17 protein-coding genes are annotated in these 16,839 nt (G+C 64.7%); 2 read left to right on the top strand and 15 right to left on the bottom strand.

Annotated features, from left to right (window positions below; translation table 11 throughout):
• Positions 1-49: 49 nt before the first annotated feature.
• Positions 50-250 (bottom strand): hypothetical protein, encoded by a 201-nt coding sequence (locus tag BVC93_RS19070; protein WP_083738845.1) that lies wholly within the window; start codon positions 248-250, stop codon positions 50-52.
• 119 nt (positions 251-369) lie between these two features.
• Between BVC93_RS19070 and BVC93_RS19065 the strand changes: the two genes are divergently transcribed.
• A complete protein-coding gene (locus tag BVC93_RS19065; RefSeq protein ID WP_083741157.1) occupies positions 370-1,230 on the top strand; it encodes an AIM24 family protein in 861 nt (286 codons plus the stop codon).
• Between the two features lie 10 nt (positions 1,231-1,240).
• Here the strand turns inward: BVC93_RS19065 and BVC93_RS19060 are convergent, their stop codons facing one another.
• From BVC93_RS19060 to BVC93_RS19000, 14 genes are all read right to left on the bottom strand, one after another.
• Positions 1,241-2,635 (bottom strand): L-serine ammonia-lyase, encoded by a 1,395-nt coding sequence (locus tag BVC93_RS19060; protein ID WP_083741156.1) that lies wholly within the window; start codon positions 2,633-2,635, stop codon positions 1,241-1,243.
• On the bottom strand, positions 2,632-3,807 hold the full coding sequence (locus BVC93_RS19055) for a M20 metallopeptidase family protein (protein ID WP_083738844.1): 1,176 nt from the start codon (positions 3,805-3,807) through the stop codon (positions 2,632-2,634). The genes BVC93_RS19060 and BVC93_RS19055 overlap by 4 nt, the downstream gene beginning before the upstream one ends.
• Entirely contained in the window at positions 3,804-4,460 is a 657-nt protein-coding gene (locus tag BVC93_RS19050) for a VOC family protein (RefSeq protein ID WP_083738843.1), read from the bottom strand. Before BVC93_RS19050 ends, BVC93_RS19055 begins: the two co-directional genes overlap by 4 nt.
• 74 nt (positions 4,461-4,534) lie before the next feature.
• Positions 4,535-4,855 carry a cyclase family protein gene (locus tag BVC93_RS34425; RefSeq protein WP_197687507.1) on the bottom strand — a complete coding sequence of 107 codons (321 nt, stop codon included), beginning with the start codon at positions 4,853-4,855 and terminating at the stop codon, positions 4,535-4,537.
• Positions 4,744-5,199: a cyclase family protein gene (locus tag BVC93_RS34770; RefSeq protein ID WP_442929096.1), complete on the bottom strand. Its 456-nt coding sequence runs from the start codon at positions 5,197-5,199 to the stop codon at positions 4,744-4,746. The genes BVC93_RS34425 and BVC93_RS34770 overlap by 112 nt, the downstream gene beginning before the upstream one ends.
• 178 nt (positions 5,200-5,377) lie before the next feature.
• The gene (locus BVC93_RS19040) at positions 5,378-5,953 is read right to left on the bottom strand and encodes a flavin reductase family protein (protein ID WP_083738842.1); all 576 of its coding nucleotides are present in this window, start codon (positions 5,951-5,953) and stop codon (positions 5,378-5,380) included.
• Between the two features lie 9 nt (positions 5,954-5,962).
• A complete protein-coding gene (locus BVC93_RS19035) occupies positions 5,963-7,453 on the bottom strand; it encodes a 4-hydroxyphenylacetate 3-hydroxylase N-terminal domain-containing protein (protein WP_192860036.1) in 1,491 nt (496 codons plus the stop codon).
• A complete protein-coding gene (locus BVC93_RS19030) occupies positions 7,446-7,919 on the bottom strand; it encodes a RidA family protein (protein WP_083738840.1) in 474 nt (157 codons plus the stop codon). The genes BVC93_RS19035 and BVC93_RS19030 overlap by 8 nt, the downstream gene beginning before the upstream one ends.
• Before the next feature lie 35 nt (positions 7,920-7,954).
• Positions 7,955-9,391 carry a purine-cytosine permease family protein gene (locus BVC93_RS19025; RefSeq protein WP_083738839.1) on the bottom strand — a complete coding sequence of 479 codons (1,437 nt, stop codon included), beginning with the start codon at positions 9,389-9,391 and terminating at the stop codon, positions 7,955-7,957.
• A 426-nt stretch (positions 9,392-9,817) separates the two neighbouring features.
• Positions 9,818-10,609 carry a MerR family transcriptional regulator gene (locus tag BVC93_RS19020; protein WP_083738838.1) on the bottom strand — a complete coding sequence of 264 codons (792 nt, stop codon included), beginning with the start codon at positions 10,607-10,609 and terminating at the stop codon, positions 9,818-9,820.
• A gap of 32 nt (positions 10,610-10,641) precedes the next feature.
• Positions 10,642-11,709 (bottom strand): adenylate/guanylate cyclase domain-containing protein, encoded by a 1,068-nt coding sequence (locus BVC93_RS19015; protein WP_236950026.1) that lies wholly within the window; start codon positions 11,707-11,709, stop codon positions 10,642-10,644.
• A gap of 3 nt (positions 11,710-11,712) precedes the next feature.
• Positions 11,713-12,981, bottom strand: a complete 1,269-nt coding sequence (locus BVC93_RS19010) for a GAF domain-containing protein (RefSeq protein WP_236950025.1) — start codon at positions 12,979-12,981, stop codon at positions 11,713-11,715.
• Between the two features lie 53 nt (positions 12,982-13,034).
• Positions 13,035-13,814 (bottom strand): acetoin reductase, encoded by a 780-nt coding sequence (locus BVC93_RS19005; protein WP_083738837.1) that lies wholly within the window; start codon positions 13,812-13,814, stop codon positions 13,035-13,037.
• On the bottom strand, positions 13,811-14,863 hold the full coding sequence (locus BVC93_RS19000; protein WP_083738836.1) for a 2,3-butanediol dehydrogenase: 1,053 nt from the start codon (positions 14,861-14,863) through the stop codon (positions 13,811-13,813). Before BVC93_RS19000 ends, BVC93_RS19005 begins: the two co-directional genes overlap by 4 nt.
• A gap of 121 nt (positions 14,864-14,984) precedes the next feature.
• Here BVC93_RS19000 and BVC93_RS18995 point away from each other — a divergent pair, with 121 nt between their 5' ends.
• Positions 14,985-16,793 carry an NAD(P)/FAD-dependent oxidoreductase gene (locus tag BVC93_RS18995; RefSeq protein ID WP_083738835.1) on the top strand — a complete coding sequence of 603 codons (1,809 nt, stop codon included), beginning with the start codon at positions 14,985-14,987 and terminating at the stop codon, positions 16,791-16,793.
• Positions 16,794-16,839: the final 46 nt, after the last annotated feature.

Here is a 16,839-nt window from a genome sequence, read left to right as displayed (position 1 = left end):
ATTACACCGTTACAAACGGTGCGGGGCGGCGTTCGCCGCCGGTGAAACGTCAACGCTTGAGCAGCAGCGCCACTCCCCCGCCGAGCAGCAGCGCGATGAGCAGCACGGCCGCCCACCCCGTGCCGAACACCCACCACATCACGCCCAGTGCGACGATCGCCGGGGATGCCAGGAACAACGCCATCCCCGGATGCTGTTTGACGACGGCGAGTGCACTCTGCGCCCGCGCCCGGTCGATTTCTTTGGCCATGTTCTCCAGAATGCCAGTTCAGCGCTCTCCAATCGGGCGGTTACGCCGGCGGCCGGCCTCCCGCTCGCGGACAAACTCCGCTCGCCGAACCCGGCGCTTGCTTGGCATACGCTGTGAACGTGACCGGACCGAATCAGGGCAGCTGGCAACCCGACCCCGAGGGCCGATACGAAGTCCGTTGGTGGGACGGGTTCCAGTGGACCGACCAAGTGCACCACCAGGGGCAACAGTTCAGCGCGCCCATAGGTGCGCCACCACCGCCTGAGCCCCAGGCCCAACCCGTGTCTCAGCCGGCACCTCAGGGTGACGGCTTCGCCGGGATCAGCGGCGATCTGGTGGACGGCAGATTCAGCGAGAAGGAATCCCGCCCGATCGCCAACCAGAACATCAAGATGCTCCGGGTTCGCCTGGGTGAGCCGTTCATGGCCCGGCAGGGATCGATGGTCGCCTACCAGGGCAACGTCGACTTCGGTTACGAAGGCAGTGGTGCGTCCAAGTTCCTCAAGAAGGCGCTGACGGGCGAGGGTCTGCCGCTGATGCGCTGCCAGGGCCAAGGTGACGTGTTCCTCGCCGACCGCGCCTACGACGTCCACCTGCTGCAGATCACCAACTCGGGGCTGTCGATCAGCGGCAAGAACGTGCTGGCCTTCTCACAGAGCCTGGACTGGAACATCGAACGCGTGAAGGGCGCCAGCATCGCCGCCGGTGGGCTGTTCAACACCACTTTCCGGGGGTCGGGCTGGGTCGCCTTGACCACCGACGGGCCGCCGGTGGTGCTCAACGCCGCCGAAGCGCCCACCTTCGCCGACACCAACGCGATCGTGGCATGGTCGGCGAACCTGCAGACGCAGCTGAGGACCAGTTTCAAGGCAGGGGCCCTGATCGGCCGCGGCTCCGGCGAAGCAGTACAGGTCTCGTTCCACGGCAACGGATTTGTGATCGTGCAGCCGTCCGAGGGCGTCCAGATCCCGATATCGTGACCAGTCGGGCTCAGCACTCCACCACGTTGACGGCCAAGCCGCCGGTCGAGGTTTCCTTGTAACGATCGGACATGTCATTTCCGGTCTGGCGCATGGTCTCGATCACGACGTCCAGGGACACGTGGTGGCGACCGGTCCCGTGCATCGCCAATCGCGCCGCCGACAGCGCGGTACCCGACGCCACCGCATTACGTTCGATGCACGGAATCTGAACCAAGCCTCCGACCGGGTCGCACGTGAGCCCGAGATGGTGTTCGATCGCGATCTCAGCAGCGTTTTCGATCTGCGCCGGCGTTCCGCCCAGCAGTGCACACAGTCCTGCGGCGGCCATGGCACACGCCGAACCCACCTCGCCCTGGCAGCCGAGTTCGGCACCGGAGATCGACGCGTTGCTCTTGATGAGGATGCCGATCGCGCCGGCGGTGAGGAGATAGGTGCGCACCATCTCCGGGGTCGCGTCCAGAAACTGTTCGCAGTAGGACAAGACCGCGGGGACAATCCCGGCCGCCCCGTTGGTCGGGGCGGTGACGATTCGGTTGCCCGCAGCATTTTCTTCGTTGACGGCGATGGCATAGGCATGCAGCCACTCCACCGCGAGATCGCGGCCCGACCGGTCCGCAGCGAGTCGCTGCGCGATACCGGCCGCGCGGCGCGGCACCCGCAGTGGCCCGGGCAGCGCGCCGGAGCCGCGTAGTCCTGCTGCGACACAGGCCCTCATCGCTGTGGCGATGTCGTCGAGGCGCTGGTTGCACTGCCGGGCCGCGGCCTGGTAATCACCACCGCTGCAGACAATCTCGTTGCGGAGCATGACCTCGGCCATGTCGACGCCCCATTCGTCGCAGGTGGCCAGCAGCTCGGCGGCCGAACCGTAGCTGCGCCACACCGTACGGTGCGAACTCTCGCACCGCTCGTCTGCGCGGACGACAAAACCCCCGCCGACCGAATAGGCCAGATCACGGAACACCACTTGTGCGGTGCGGTCGCGGAAGACGAACTCGACGGCATTGGTATGCCGCGGGTGTCGCACGTGCGGTCGAAACTCGATGTCTTCCTTCACCATCGACACCCGATGGATCCCACCCAGCCACACCACCCCGGTATCCCCCAGCCGGTCCCACCGGCCCCGCACCCCAGCCGGGTCGCAGGTCTGGGGATCGGCACCCTCCAGCCCGGCGATCACTGCATCCGGGGTGCCGTGTCCCAAGCCTGTGGCGGCCAGCGATCCGTAGAGCACGACGGTTACCGCTGACACCGCTTCCAGACAACCGGCGGACACCAGCCCGTCCACCGCCTGGGCGGCCGCGCGCATGGGTCCCACCGTGTGCGACGACGACGGCCCGATGCCAATGGAGAACAGGTCGAACAGCGAGGTGTCGGTGGCCTGTGCGCGAGGTTGCCTCTTCATACCGGCTCCGCCAGCCGGGTGATCGCCCACTCGGTCTCGAACTGCGCGATCCGGTCGACGACCGAATCGTCGAAAAGCGCACGCGGCGAATGGTTTGCCGGAGGATCGGGGTCCGTGGATGCGCCGGCTCCGACCATGACAAAAACTCCGGGTACCTCATCGAGCACCCAACTGAAGTCCTCGGAGATACTGTACGGCCGGTCCAGCCGTCGCACCTGTTCGTCGCCCAGCACCGCCGTTGCCACCGCCTCGGCGATACCGCTCTCCCGCCCATCACACACCGTGGGAATGGTGTCCTGCCGCACCTCGATCTCGGCGCGCAGACCGTGCGCCGCCGCCACCCCATGGGCCGCCTTGTGCACCAACGCCAAAGCGCGAGCCGTGACCGGTTTGGAGTAGCTGCGCAGGGTGCCTCCGACCTCGGCGCTATCGGCGATCACATTGTGCTGGGTACCGGCGCGGAGTAGACCGAAGGTCAACGTCACCGGCTCGAACATCGAAATCCCCCGGCTGAGTGCCACTTGGACCGCCGAAATGAACTCCGCAGCCGCCGGCACCGGGTCGGCTGCCAGATGAGGCGCCGAACCGTGCCCGCCTCGACCGTGAAAGCCAATGGTGAGAATGTTCGATCCCGACAGCACCGCACCCGGCAAGAACCCGAAGGTGCCCGCCGGCAGCCCATAGGACAGAACATGGACACCCAACGCCGCATCCACCCGGCGACCGCTGGCCGTGAGCACCCCCTCCGACAGCATCAACTGCGCACCACCCCAGGCCTCTTCGCCGGGTTGGAACATGAACACCACGTCGCCGCGCACTTCATCGCGTCGCGCCGAGAGCGCTCTGGCCGCTCCCAACAACGCCGCCATGTGCAGGTCGTGTCCGCAGGCATGCATCGAGTCACCGGTGGCGGCATAGGGCAGACGGGTCACCTCTTTGACCGGCAACGCATCCATGTCCGACCGCATCAGCACCGTTGGCCGGTGTCCGTCCGCGCACCTGCCGGTACCCGACAGCACAGCGGTGACGGAACTCAGCGCCGCACCGGTCTTGATCGTCATTCCCAGCTCCTGGAGCTCCCGCAACACGATCGACTGTGTCTCAGGAAGTTCCAGGCCCACTTCGGGTACGGCGTGCAGCTCACGCCGCAACCGCTGTAGGGCGGTGATCACTGCGCCCCGTTCCCGGTCGGCAGCGCGTCGGTGAGTACGGCCGTTCCGGACGAGGTTTCGACCGCGACCGACATCACGCCACGACCGCTACCCGTACAGGTCAGAGCGCACTGCCCGGCAAGCGGCGTCGTCGAGCCCAACCAGCGGTCCATCTCGGCGGCGCTCTCCCCGACCGCCACCGCGATCCTGCCGCGCGGCGAACTCCTGTGCTCGGCAGCCAAATGTTGCGGATGCGCCCGTTGCTCATCGCGGGCCAGGAAGAACGGCAACCCGGGTGAAGTGATGGCGTGCGACATCCCGGCATGATCGATTCCCACCCCGGCCCGGGTGAGTCGCCCGATCTCCAACGTCCCAGCACGTGCCCGCCGCGCGAGTTCGGCGGCGGAGACCTCCACCGCCCATCCTGCCAGTGCCTCGTCCCGGCGGCCGAGCGCATTGACCACCAGCTGCCCGAACACGTTGCTGGCAGCCATCTCCGGATCGTGCACAGCCACCAGCTCGAGGTAACCCCGGCCCAGCGGAACAATCCGGTTGTGGGTTCCCAAGCCGTCGTGTAGGCCGCCCTCGACCGCGGTGAGACCGGTCTGTGCGGCGAGAGTGTGTGCGGACCGATCCAGATCCGTTGTCGCGATGATGATGTGATCGAAGAGCACGAATGAACAACCTCACAGGAAGAGATCGGGACGGTCACGCGGCGCTGCAGCGCGACCGTCCCGGCCAAGTCGATTCAGGACACCACGGCAATGGCGCGGATCGGCGAACCGGTCCCGCCGGTGATGTTCAACGGCAATCCGAAGAATTGGAATCGGGTGTTGACCAACTGGCCGAGGTTGGCCAAGTGTTCGGTGTTCACCAGTCCGTATTTCTTGCACACCATGTGCCCGCTGAACTTGCCATCGTCGCTGTGGTCGATCGCACTGCAATCGGTGCCGATGTTCACCACACCCTTCTTGGCCAGATACTCCAGCCCGTCCCAGGAGAAACCCGGGTTGTGGTTGATGTACTGCGGCGTCGGAAAGTGCCGGTCACCGTAGTCGAACCAGGCCAAAACGATGTCCCCGCGGCGAATCTCCTCCCCGCGGCTTCCAGTTTGGCCTCCGCCCGCCGCACCACGTCTTCGGTGGCCCACCCCCGATAATCCGGATCGGGGTCGACGAACTGGGCTTCCGACAGGTCCAGGCAAACCGCGGAACCGTAATACATCTCGAGCGCCAACTGGTCGATGGGAAGACCTGCCGGGTCATACTCGATGGTGGCATCAGTATGCGTTCCGGCGTGCTCACTGATGATCAGATTTCGTGCATAGAAACCGATCTCGGTGTGGTGCTGACGTTTGAACCCTTCGTGATCCTGATTTGTCGGAGTGAACGTCTTCTGATGACCGAACCACATGGGCATGCCTTCGTACAGCGGACGAGTCAGATCGACCACTTTCTGCGATCGATCCAACAGCCCACTGCCCAAAAGCGGGGTGCTGGCCGGAGCGCTGCGAACTGCGAACTCTTCCACAGCTTTGCGCTGACCCTCTGCGATCAACTCGCTGCGTGTGACGACAGTCATTCTCATTCCCTCAGGTCTGCCGAGCCAGTGCTCGGAATGATTTGTTGAAGTACAGCAGCGGGTCATGCTCAGGCCCGCAGTTCGACCAGCGCACCTGACCGACAACAAGATCGTGCTCGATGATCTGCACCCGGGAGACCACCTCGCAGTCCAGGTTGTACAGAGCGCCGGCGATCTGTGGCGTTGCGACCTCGGGGTTGTCGCGATGGATCAACACGTCGGGATGCAGGAACTTTGGCGTACCCGGCTGGGCTGAGCTCGCCGCCAGGTCGACCTGAGCAGCCGAGAGGATGTTGATACCGAACCGGTCCCCGGAAGCTATCGCCGCGGCCGCAGCCGAATTCGATTTCAGCGAGCACACCAGTCGCGGGGGTGCCGCCGACAGCGAAGAACACGAACTGATGGTCACCCCCCACGGTTGACCGTCGACGTCGACGGTCAGGATCACCACTCCGGTGGCCAGTACCCGCATCGCCTCGACGAAGTTCGGGGTCTGCTCGGTTGGTGCGGCCACATTCACCGGCAATTCGGCAGACGGGGCGATCGAACTCTGTTCGACGATTCGGTCTGTTTGGGTCGAGTTCATGATGGCTCCCTAGGAGATACCTACATAATCACGCACCAGGCGCGCAGCGACACTGCGGTCGGTCTTGCTGTAAACCAGGCCCTTCACGAAGGCCGGCGGGGTGGCATTGACGTTCTCGAACAACGCGACCCGGCCCGCGTGAGCACCCGAGAGCAGGTCGAAGACAAAGTTGAAGAACGTGTTCTTCTCCCGCGCCGTGACCCCGGTCCCCGGGAAGTAGGCATCCATCTTGGGGCCGAACTCAGGATGGTCCCAGACCTTCTCGGGCCACCGCGCGATGAGGGCCTGACCGCTGAGGTCTTGGATCTGATAGGTGATCCTGGGGTAGTTCTCGATGGAGTACAGGCGTCCGGCGGTCACCAGCTCCGGGTTCGGTACCTGCACGCCGTTCCACTCCACCGACTCGTGGATGGTGGCCAACGCATAGGCCTTGAGGGTTTGCGCGTACAGCGTCACATCGGCGACCGCGGTCTGCACGCCGGGAATCTTGTCGGTGCCCAGGATCTCGGTGATCACCTGCGCCACACCGGCAAAGATCTCCGCACGGAAAGCCAATCTGGTCATCACCGACCACAACGAGAAGGCGCAGCTCTCGTAGTAGAGGGTGAGCAGATTCAAGTTGTGCGCACTGAAGACGTACTCCCGTGGGATGAACACGTTGTCGAACATGATGATCTGGTCCATCTCCTCGCCCGCGTGGTCGAGAGGGTGATCAGCACGCGGCGAGTCCATCTTCGCGGTGGCCTCACGGAGCAACAGGGTCAAACCCGGGGTGTTGATCGGAATGGCCGCCCAGATGGCCGCGTCCGGCCCCAGACCCGGCCCCAAGGTGGTGGACAAGGTGAAGAAATGGCCGAGGGCGCCCATACTGCCGGCCACTTTCGCTCCGTTGAGCACGATACCGTCAGCAGTCTCCTTGACGATCCGCAGCTGCGAAGGGCGTTCGTTGCGAGGAATACTCTTGTCCGACTGGGGATCTGCAATCAGATCGGTGCTCAGCAGGTTGTGATCGGCCGACAGCGAAACGAAGTCGCGGATGTTCTGCGCAAACTCCGGGTTCTCCGCTTCGATTCGGTCGATGGTGGACAGGAACCCCAGCGCCATCATGGCGCCGTAGTCGACCGGTCGACCGTAGACGCCCATGGTTCGCTTGGTGATGAACTCCGTGCTGTTCTTCTTGGCCAGCAGATGCTCCCGCGTCGTCGGGACCTGCCAGCCGATGCCGCGACGTGCGCCGTCGTCTCCGGTGTAGGTGAGGATGTTTCGCGATTGAGGGTCGAACTGCGCATCGAGCACCGCGGCGGTGGTCTCCACGGCACGAAGGTCCGGATGTGTTGTGACGTCCTCGATCTCCTGTCCACGAGAGTCCACGATCCGGCGGCCATCACGCAGGGTTTGCTTGTACAGGTCACCGGTGAGCAGATGCGGTTCCGGACTGTCCTTCAGCGCGGCGACCACCTTGTCGATGCGGAGTCGCTCGGCGTCGATGATTTCAGGCATTGGTGGTGCTCCCATCGGTTATCACTGCGATTGCTTCGGCTTCAATGAGAAAGCCGTCGTACATCAGGCCGGACACCCGAACCGCAGTGCCGCACGGCCCCGGGTCGGGTAGGTATTGCATGCGGACGGCTGTCATCTTGGCCCAGTTGCGTTGGACCTCATCGCCGTCACCGTCGAAGCAGTAATAGGTGTTGAGTTTGACGACATGGCTCCAATCCGCGCCTGCCACGGCCAGGGTCTTGGTGATGTTCTCGAACACGTTGCGGGTCTGCACCTCGATGTCACCGTGTCCCACGACGTTGCCGTGAGCATCGGCCGACAACTGACCGCCGACGAACACCACGTTGCCGACGCGCCAGCCCTGGGAGAACGGCGTAGGCATATGCCAGTCCCAGGTGTCCGACGGCATCAGTCGCTGCCGGGTGGCGTTGGCGGGGATGTCCAGTCCCGCAATGGCTTCGATCATCAGATCTCCTTTGTGTTCTGCGTTGTTCGAGTTGCTCAGGAACGAGGTTCGGCGACGTCGCGGTACTGCCGCGGAATGCTGGCTGACTCTTCGGCAGCCCTGGCCGGATCCGGCAGGGGAGGCTGGCGACGGACCAGTCGGATATAGACGAAGAAGGTCACCACAGATCCGACGATCCAGGAAAGGTCGATCCCACCAATGAGATTGGTGACGAATCCGTTGAACCACTCACCGGACATGAAGGGCAACTGCACGACGAAGCCGATGACGTAGGCGGTTACTGCTGCGATGTTGTAGTGCCCGTAGATGCCACCCGAGGGCAGGAAGAAGGATTCGACGTGGTACTCACCCTTGCGGATCAGGTAGTAGTCGACGAGATTGATGATGCTCCAGGGGATCAGGAAATAGAGCAGGATGTGGATGAAGTTCCCGTAGGCCACCAGGAAGTTGTCCGCGAACACCATGGCGATGTACACCGCGACGACGCTGACCAGGGTGGCGATCGTCGCCCTGGCGCCGGCCCCCGGCAGCCAGGAGTTCTTGAAAGTCTGGATGGTGGTCGCCACACAAAGCGCGGGGCCGTAGAGATTGATGGTGCACGCGTCGATGGAGCCGAGAAAGAAGATCGCCATCACGAAAATCCCGACGCCGGCCGGCAGCAGCGCGTTCAGGCCGACCAGGCTGCCATCGGAGATACGGCCCAGCAGTGCTCCGATCGCCATCATCGGGATGGCTCCGCCCGCAGAACCCAGGTAGGTCGCCCAGAATGTTCCGGAGGAGGACACCCGGACCGGTAGATAACGTGAGTAGTCGGATACATAAGGGGCATAGGCGAGTTGCCAGATTGCCGCGATCGAGAGCATTCCAACGAAGCCCTGCATGTTGAACTCGGCGGCGGTTTCGGTGCCAGGGCCCTCCCCGGTGATGACGTAGAACAGTGTCAGTACCGCGGCCAGCGCGAACAGCGGCATCAGCAGCTTGTTGACCTTGTGGATCATCTCGTAGCCGAAGATGACCAATACCAACGTGACGGCGCCACTGATGATGAGCGCTACCGTGGCATCCAATTCCGGGAATATCACCTGAAGCGACGACGCGGCCAGGATCAGGATCGACGCCAGGAACCCGATGTACATGAGAACCACGACTGCCAGCACCAACAGCGATCCACGAAGGCCGAACTGGCCACGACTCTGCACCATCTGCGGGACTCCCAACCGTGGCCCCTGCACCGAGTGCAGGGCGACAAAGATGGCACCGATCAGATTGCCCACGGTGATAGCGACGATGGCCCACGCCGGTGGGAGTTGATAGACGGTGGTTCCCAGCACACCGGTGACCAGCGTCAACGGCATGATCTGGACTCCGAACCAGATGGGGAACAGTCCGCGAGCCCGGCCATGCCGGGCCGATTCGGGGACGGGGGAAATGGTGACCTGCTCGACGTGAGCAGTGTGGTCTTTCGATTGCATAGGTCGGGTTGTGTCCTTTGCGGATCGGAGTCGGATTGTTGAAGGCAAACCATCGGCGCAGCCATTGGCGCGCCCGTGAGCCACGGGCTGCGCACCGGTTCAGATTTCCGCCGAACGCCTTGTGCACCAAGGAAATACACGTTGCTTCCTGAGGAGCCTTGTGAGCGTCTTCCTCAGGGGCGCCGCCGGAGATCGGTCAGTCGTGAGGTCGTCGTTGCTTGTGCGGCCACACTATTTTTTGTGCGGCGAATCGGTAAAGCCTCTAAGGCGCTCGTGTAAGTCCGGTAATGTAAAAGTAACCGAGAGTTACATCACCGTTTTATCCGCGCGGCTCCGCTTCGGCTCTTGACCAGCAAAAATGCGGCGACCACCGGCTGCCGGAATCAGAGCGCGGTCCTTGACCGCGAGCCCGTTACGTCGAATGAGTTACAAGGTGGGCGGAGTGTTGACCCACACGATCTGTGCCACCGTGACCCCGTGATTGGTGTACGAGTGCTCCCGCATGCTGTCGAACGTCATGGAGTCACCAGCGTGGAGTTCGAAGCGTTGATGGCCATCCAGAACCAACTCGATCGAGCCCTTGATGACATAGAGAAACTCTTCACCGAAGTGCTGCAAACCGCCTTCGGTGCCGGCGCCCGGCTGAACCGTCACCATCAGGGACTCCAGGGTGGACTCGCCGGTGTACAGCTTCTCCCATGCCAACCCGGGCGTCCGCATGGGCAGCAACACACGTTCGTGTCTGCGGACCACCGGCGACCTGTCCGGATCGTCGACCTCGAGCAAGTTGCCCAGTGTCATCCCGAACGCGCGGCCGAGCTTGTGCAAAGACCCCACCGATGGCATCGACTGACCACGCTCCAGACTGCTGACCGTGGACGCTGCGACCCCCGACTTCTCGGCCAGTTCCCGCAGCGACCAACCCATTCCGCTGCGCAGCTGCCGAATCCGCTGGCCGATGGCGTTCGCGGGTGAGACGTGATCGGGAAAATGCGCGTTGAGGTTGGCCCGGATGGCGGCCGCCGACCAGCCCTCTTCGTCGACGAGGCGCTTGAGCTCCCGCAACCGCTCGACATCGGCAGCAGAGTAAACCCGATGGCCAGAGGCGGTGCGGCGAACGCTGAGCAACCCCTCGTTCTCCCACATCCGGATCCGGCTCGGTGACGTGCCAACCAGCTTGGCCACCTCACCCACCGACCGTGACCGATCAATCGCCATCGTGTGTCTCTTCAGTCAGAATCTCTGGCCCGCTACGCGATGTCGTCGCAGCGGCGGGCCCGGAACAGTTTGACTTCACCCTTGACACCTTTGAGCTTCTTGGCTCCGGCGAACGACCACTGGTAGCCGCCGGCATCGCCGATCGCGTCGCGGGCCGCCTCGGCCACAAGTACCGCTCCGGGTCGGGCAGCGCCGGTGACTCGGCTGGCCAGGTTCACCGGTGCGCCGAACCAGTCGCCGGCACGGCTGACGGCCTCGCCGAAGGCCAGACCGACCCGCAGCCGAGGGAAGTTGTTGTCCGCCTGCGCCGCACCGCAGAGCTGAAGCATCGCGTCCAGCAGTAACGCCGGGTCGGGGCAGACCAGCATCACCGCGTCGCCGATGGTCTTCACCAGCCGCACCGGGGGCACGGCGACCTCGCGCGCCATATCGGCCAGGTGGTTGGCCAGCCGCTCCAGCTGCTCGGGTTCGACGGCCTCGCCCAGACGGGTGAATCCGACGAGATCGGCGAAGGCAACCGCGATCTCACGCGCGCCGGGAAGCGGTGCGCCGGCCGCACGTTCGCTGGCGCTGACGGCTTCGGTCTCCATCGAGTGCCGCAGTTGCAACAGCAGCATCTCCCACACCAGTTCCCCGAGCAGCGGCTCGACCTGGACCACGAGGTCCTCGAGCCGTTGCGCGATCTGCAGTTCGGTGGCGCCGGGTTGCAGCACCGTCGCCAGTCCGGTGAACCGCATGACCTCGGCGGCGGTGGCCAGCCCGTCAGCCAGGGTGCGGGACACCTGCACCAGGTTCTCCGGGTCGATCCCGAGTTCGACGCACTTCTGCAGCACTGCGGCGATATTGGCGTCGGCTTTCAGGAACACCTTGGCATCGACGTTGTCCACCCGCGGCAGCCCCGCCGCCCGCAGCACACGCTGCACCAGTTCGACGTCCATTCCGGTGTCGTGGCTGACCTGCCGGGTCGAGACGTAGGTGCCGTCGTCACCGATGACGCGGCGCGGCGCCAACAGCATGGGTGAAAAGGAGTTACGGATCTGTTCGGCGGTGATGCCGCGGTCCAGCAGCCAGTCGATCAGCTCTTCGCGTTCGTCGGCCACGCCTCAAGGTACAACGCGGGCGTCACGCACCGCCGGTGCTGTCGACGGCGCCAGCAGATCGGCCAGATCGTCGGGATAGCGGACCACGACGGTGGCGCCGTCGGCGAACCGGTACGGTCGCCCAGACACGATGCCGGTGAACTGTTTTCGCAGCCGCGACATCTCGGCGCGCACCGTCACCACCCTGGTGGGATCGCCGTAGAGGTCGGCAGCCAACTCGGGTGCGGTCCGGCCGTCGGGATGGCGTGCCAGGATCAGCAGGATCTCGGCGTGCCGCAGCGAGATGTCGTGGCGCCAGCTGCCGAACTGCCCCACCATCTCCAGCACCGGTGTGCCCGTCAGATCCAGCGTCACTCGCAGATCGGACACCCCGGCTTCTTCACCACTGGTCACCCGAACCAGCCACCCACCCGGCAGCAACTCGATGTCACACATGCCCAGCGGCGGCACCCATGCCCGGCCGGGTGCCAGCTCCTCCGGCAGCAGGATGCGGTTGTGCAGGGGCAGCGAATCGACGGCCGCGACCCAGCCTTCGGTATCAACGGCCAACGCCGGCGCCGCGATACGGGCCAGGATCGGGGCAGCGACGGTACGAAGCCGGTTGAGGGTGCGGTCATGTTGCTCACGAAGATGTGACTCGGCCAGCCGGGCCACAACGTCGACCAGGGCGACGGTGGTGGGATGCACGGTGGCAGCCGGACCGGAGACGTCGACAACGCCCAGCACCTGCCCGGTGCGCGGGTCGCGGATCGGGGCTCCGGCGCAGGTCCAGGGATGGTGGCTGCGCAGGTAGTGCTCGGCACAGAACACCTGGACAGCCCGGTGCGACGCGAGGGCGGTTCCGATGGCGTTGGTTCCCACCGCCGACTCGCCCCAGTTCGCACCCTCGACGAAGCCCAACCTGTCGGCGTTGGACAGCACCTGCGGCGAGCCCGACCGCCACAGCACCCGGCCCTGCGCATCCGCCACAACCAGGATGTTGTCCCCGTCGGCAACCAGCGATTCCAGACCGCGTGATACTTCGTCGAGCACCGCCATCAGTCCGGACTCGCGTCGCAACACATCCACCGAGCCGGCCTCGACCACCGGCGGGGTGTGCCTGTCGGGGTTGATGCCCTTGGCTTTCATCCGCTGCCAGGAGTCGCCGATGACCGAGCGCGGACGGGCCGGGGCCCGCGCGCCCGCCATGGTGGCGTCGTAGACGGCCGACATCAGGCGCGCGTAACTGCGCGGATCTTCGCCGACCGCGACGGCGGGTTCAGGCACGTGCATCGCCCATGATTGTGCTACCGGTCACATTGAAGCGCCAGCGCCGCAGGTCAGCATCACCGGTAGACCAGCCCACCGTCGATCAGGCCGGACTGCCCCGTCATGTAGTCGGCATCGGGGCCGGCGAGGTATGAGACGAAGCCGGCCACGTCGTCCGGGGTCTCCGCGCGGCCCAATGCGATCCCGCCCACGAACTTGTCGTAGGTCTCCCCGACCGCGGCCCCGGTGAGTTCGGCGAATCGTTGGTCGATCTCCACCCACATGTCGGTTCCCACCACCCCGGGGCAGTAGGCGTTGACCGTGATGCCGTCCGCGGCGTACTCCTTGGCGGCGGCCTGGGTGAGGGCGCGGACAGCGAACTTGGTGGCACTGTAGACACCGAGCATCGCGAAGCCGTCATGGCCTGCGATGGACGAGGCATTGATGATCTTGCCCGCGGTGCCGTTCTTCTTGAACATGGCGCTGGCGGCCTGGATGCCCCACAGCACACCGTCGACGTTGATGGACCAGATCCGTTGCAGCTCTTGTGGTGTGACATCGGCGATGGGGCCGACAAGCGCCACGCCGGCGTTGTTGACCATGATGTCGAACCCGCCGAGTGCCTGCGCGGCGTGATCGACCGCGGCGAACACCTGCTCGCGGTCACTGACGTCGGCGACGAAGGCGGTGGACTTCTGCCCGATCTCGGCGATCTCTTCGGCAACGGCGTTGATTCCGTCCGGATGTACGTCCACCACAGCGATATCGGCGCCGTCGCGGGCCAGTCGCAGGGCGATACCGCGGCCGATCCCCCGGCCGCCGCCGGTGACCAGGGCTACTTTTCCTTGCAGGGTCATGATGCTCCGTTCGGGTCGACGAGAACTTTCATCTTGGTTCCGGCGTGCAATGCTTCGAAGCCCTCGTCGATCACGTCGTCCAGGGCGATCGGGGTGACCCAGCCGGTGGTGTCATAGGCGCCTTGGGCCATCAATGCGATCACCGCTTCGAAGTCGGCGCCGGTGTAACACAGCGAACCCTGGATCCGGGACTCGTTCATGACGAGCTTGAGAAGCGGTGTGTTCAGCGGCTTTTCGTAGATCGCTACGCTGACCATCGGCTTTCTGGCACCGACACAGGCCAGTGCGGTCTCCACGGCCGGCTGCACACCAGCCGCGTCGAACACCGCGTCGGCCAAGCGTCCGGCCGTGTGGTCGGCGATGAACTCCGGTACGTCGACCTGGGTGGGATCGAGTGTCCGCGCACCGAGCTTCTCGATCGCCGCGCGGCGGGTGGCAGCGGGTTCGACAACCAGCACATCCTCGATTCCCTTGCCGCGCAGGGCGAACCACAGACCGATTCCGATGGGTCCGGCCCCGAACACCATGGCCGTGTCACCAGGCTGCACCTCACCGAGGGTGGCGGCGTGGTATGCCACCGACATCGGCTCGACGAGCGCGCCCAACTCGAGGGACACGGTGTCGGGCAGCCGGTGCAGCATGTGGACCGGAACGACCGAGTATTCGGCCATGCCGCCGTCGGACATCAATCCGTGGAAACCGATCTGCGCACAGATGTTGTAGTTGCCCTGGCCGCAGGCGGCGCACTGGTGGCAGGTGTACAGCGGCTCGACCGCCACCCGGTCGCCTTCCGACCAACCGGTGACACCGTCGCCGATGTCGGTGATGACGCCGGAGAACTCGTGCCCCAGGGTCAAGGGCAGTTGCTGGTGGGTGAGGGGGTGCGGCGAGGTGGGCACGAAGATGGGGCCGGCGTAGTACTCGTGCAGGTCGGTACCGCAGATGCCGTTGAAGCCGACTTTGAGCTTGACGGTGCCGGGCGAGGGGCTGGGCTCCCGAACGTCGGCGACCTCGACTTTGTTCGGACCGTAGTACACAGCTGCTCTCATGCGGCCATGTCTATGTGACCGCAGACACAGCGCGAAAGAGTTGCACAGGGTTGCGCGGGCCCGCGGTGCAACGTAGCGCAACTCTTGTGAGCATCCACCCGCGACGTGTGCCCTGGATCACATGACTTCCACTCTTGAACCTTCTGTTGATGTGAGCCCGCAGCAGCGGGTTGACGCTTGGCTCGCCGATTTCGAGACCGCACTCGCCGTCCGTGACGTGGAACGGGCCGCGAGCATGTTCGCCACTGACAGCTACTGGCGTGACCTGGTGTCCTTCACCTGGAACATCAAGACCGTCGAGGGCCGTGACGGTGTTGCCGACATGCTGACCGAACGGCTGGCCGGCACTGATCCCTCGCACTTTCGCACCCGCGAGACGCCGACCGAGGCCGATGGTGTGACCTCGGCTTTCATCGAATTCGAGACCGGTGCCGGCCGTGGCATCGGCCACCTGCGCCTCAAGGGTGATCAGGCCTGGACTTTCCTGACCGCACTGCAGGAGCTCAAGGGCCACGAGGAGCGCAAGGGTCCGTCGCGGGTGATGGGCGCCGTGCACGGCAGTGATCCCGATCCACGCTCCTGGGCGGAGAAGAAGGCCGCCGAGGATGCGTCGCTGGGGCGTAGCAAGCAGCCCTACATCCTGGTGGTGGGCGGCGGGCAGGGCGGTATCGCACTCGGCGCCCGGCTGCGTCAGCTCGGAGTGCCCGCCCTGGTGGTCGACAAGCATGACCGGCCCGGTGATCAGTGGCGCAAGCGGTACAAATCGCTGTGCCTGCACGACCCGGTCTGGTACGACCACCTGCCCTATCTGCCGTTCCCGCAGAACTGGCCGGTGTTCGCACCGAAGGACAAGATCGGCGACTGGCTGGAGTTCTACACCCGCGTCATGGAGGTGCCGTACTGGTCGAAGACGTCGTGCACCTCGGCCCGGTACGACGGCGGACGTTGGACCGTCGAGGTGGACCGCGACGGTGAGAAGTTGACCCTGAACCCCACCCACCTGGTCCTGGCCACCGGGATGTCAGGCAAGCCGTCCATCCCGACGTTGGCCGGTCAGGACGTGTTCGCTGGTGAGCAACACCATTCGTCGGCGCACCCCGGACCGGACCGTTATGTCGGCAAGAAGGTGGTGGTGATCGGATCCAACAACTCCGCTCACGACATCTGTAAAGCGTTGGTGGAGAACGGTGTCGACACCACGATGGTGCAGCGCAGCTCGACGCACATCGTGCGCTCGGACTCGCTGATGGACATCGGCCTCGGGGACCTGTACTCCGAGCGGGCACTGGCCGCCGGTATGACCACGGAGAAAGCGGACCTGACGTTCGCGTCGCTGCCCTACCGGATCATGCACGAGTTCCAGATCCCGCTGTATGACAAGATCCGCGAACGCGACAAGGACTTCTACGACCGTCTGACCGCGGCCGGTTTCGAATTGGACTGGGGCGACGACGGTTCCGGTCTGTTCATGAAATATCTGCGTCGCGGCTCGGGCTACTACATCGACGTCGGCGCTTGCGATCTGGTGGCCGACGGCACCATCAAGCTGGCGCACGGGCAGGTTGATCGTCTCACCGAGGATTCGGTGGTGCTCGCCGACGGGACGGTTCTGCCCGCGGATGTGGTGGTGTACGCGACGGGCTACGGCTCGATGAACGGCTGGGCCGCCGACCTGATAGGCCAGGACGTTGCCGACAAGGTGGGCAAGGTCTGGGGCCTGGGCAGCGGCACCACCAAGGATCCCGGACCGTGGGAGGGCGAGCAGCGCAACATGTGGAAACCCACTCAGCAGGAGAACCTGTGGTTCCACGGCGGCAACCTGCACCAATCCCGGCACTACTCGCTGTATCTGGCACTGCAGCTCAAGGCCCGCTATGAGGGCATCCCGACGCCGGTGTACGGGCTGCAGGAGGTGCACCACCTGTCGTGAGGTAAACAGGTATCCGTGTGGCGGTGGGTCATCGGGGTGGCGACGT

The organism is Mycobacterium sp. MS1601 (assembly GCF_001984215.1).
Taxonomy (GTDB): domain Bacteria; phylum Actinomycetota; class Actinomycetes; order Mycobacteriales; family Mycobacteriaceae; genus Mycobacterium.
The sequence above is the reverse complement of the archived record's forward strand: the minus strand, read 5'-3'. Positions and strand labels throughout refer to the sequence as shown.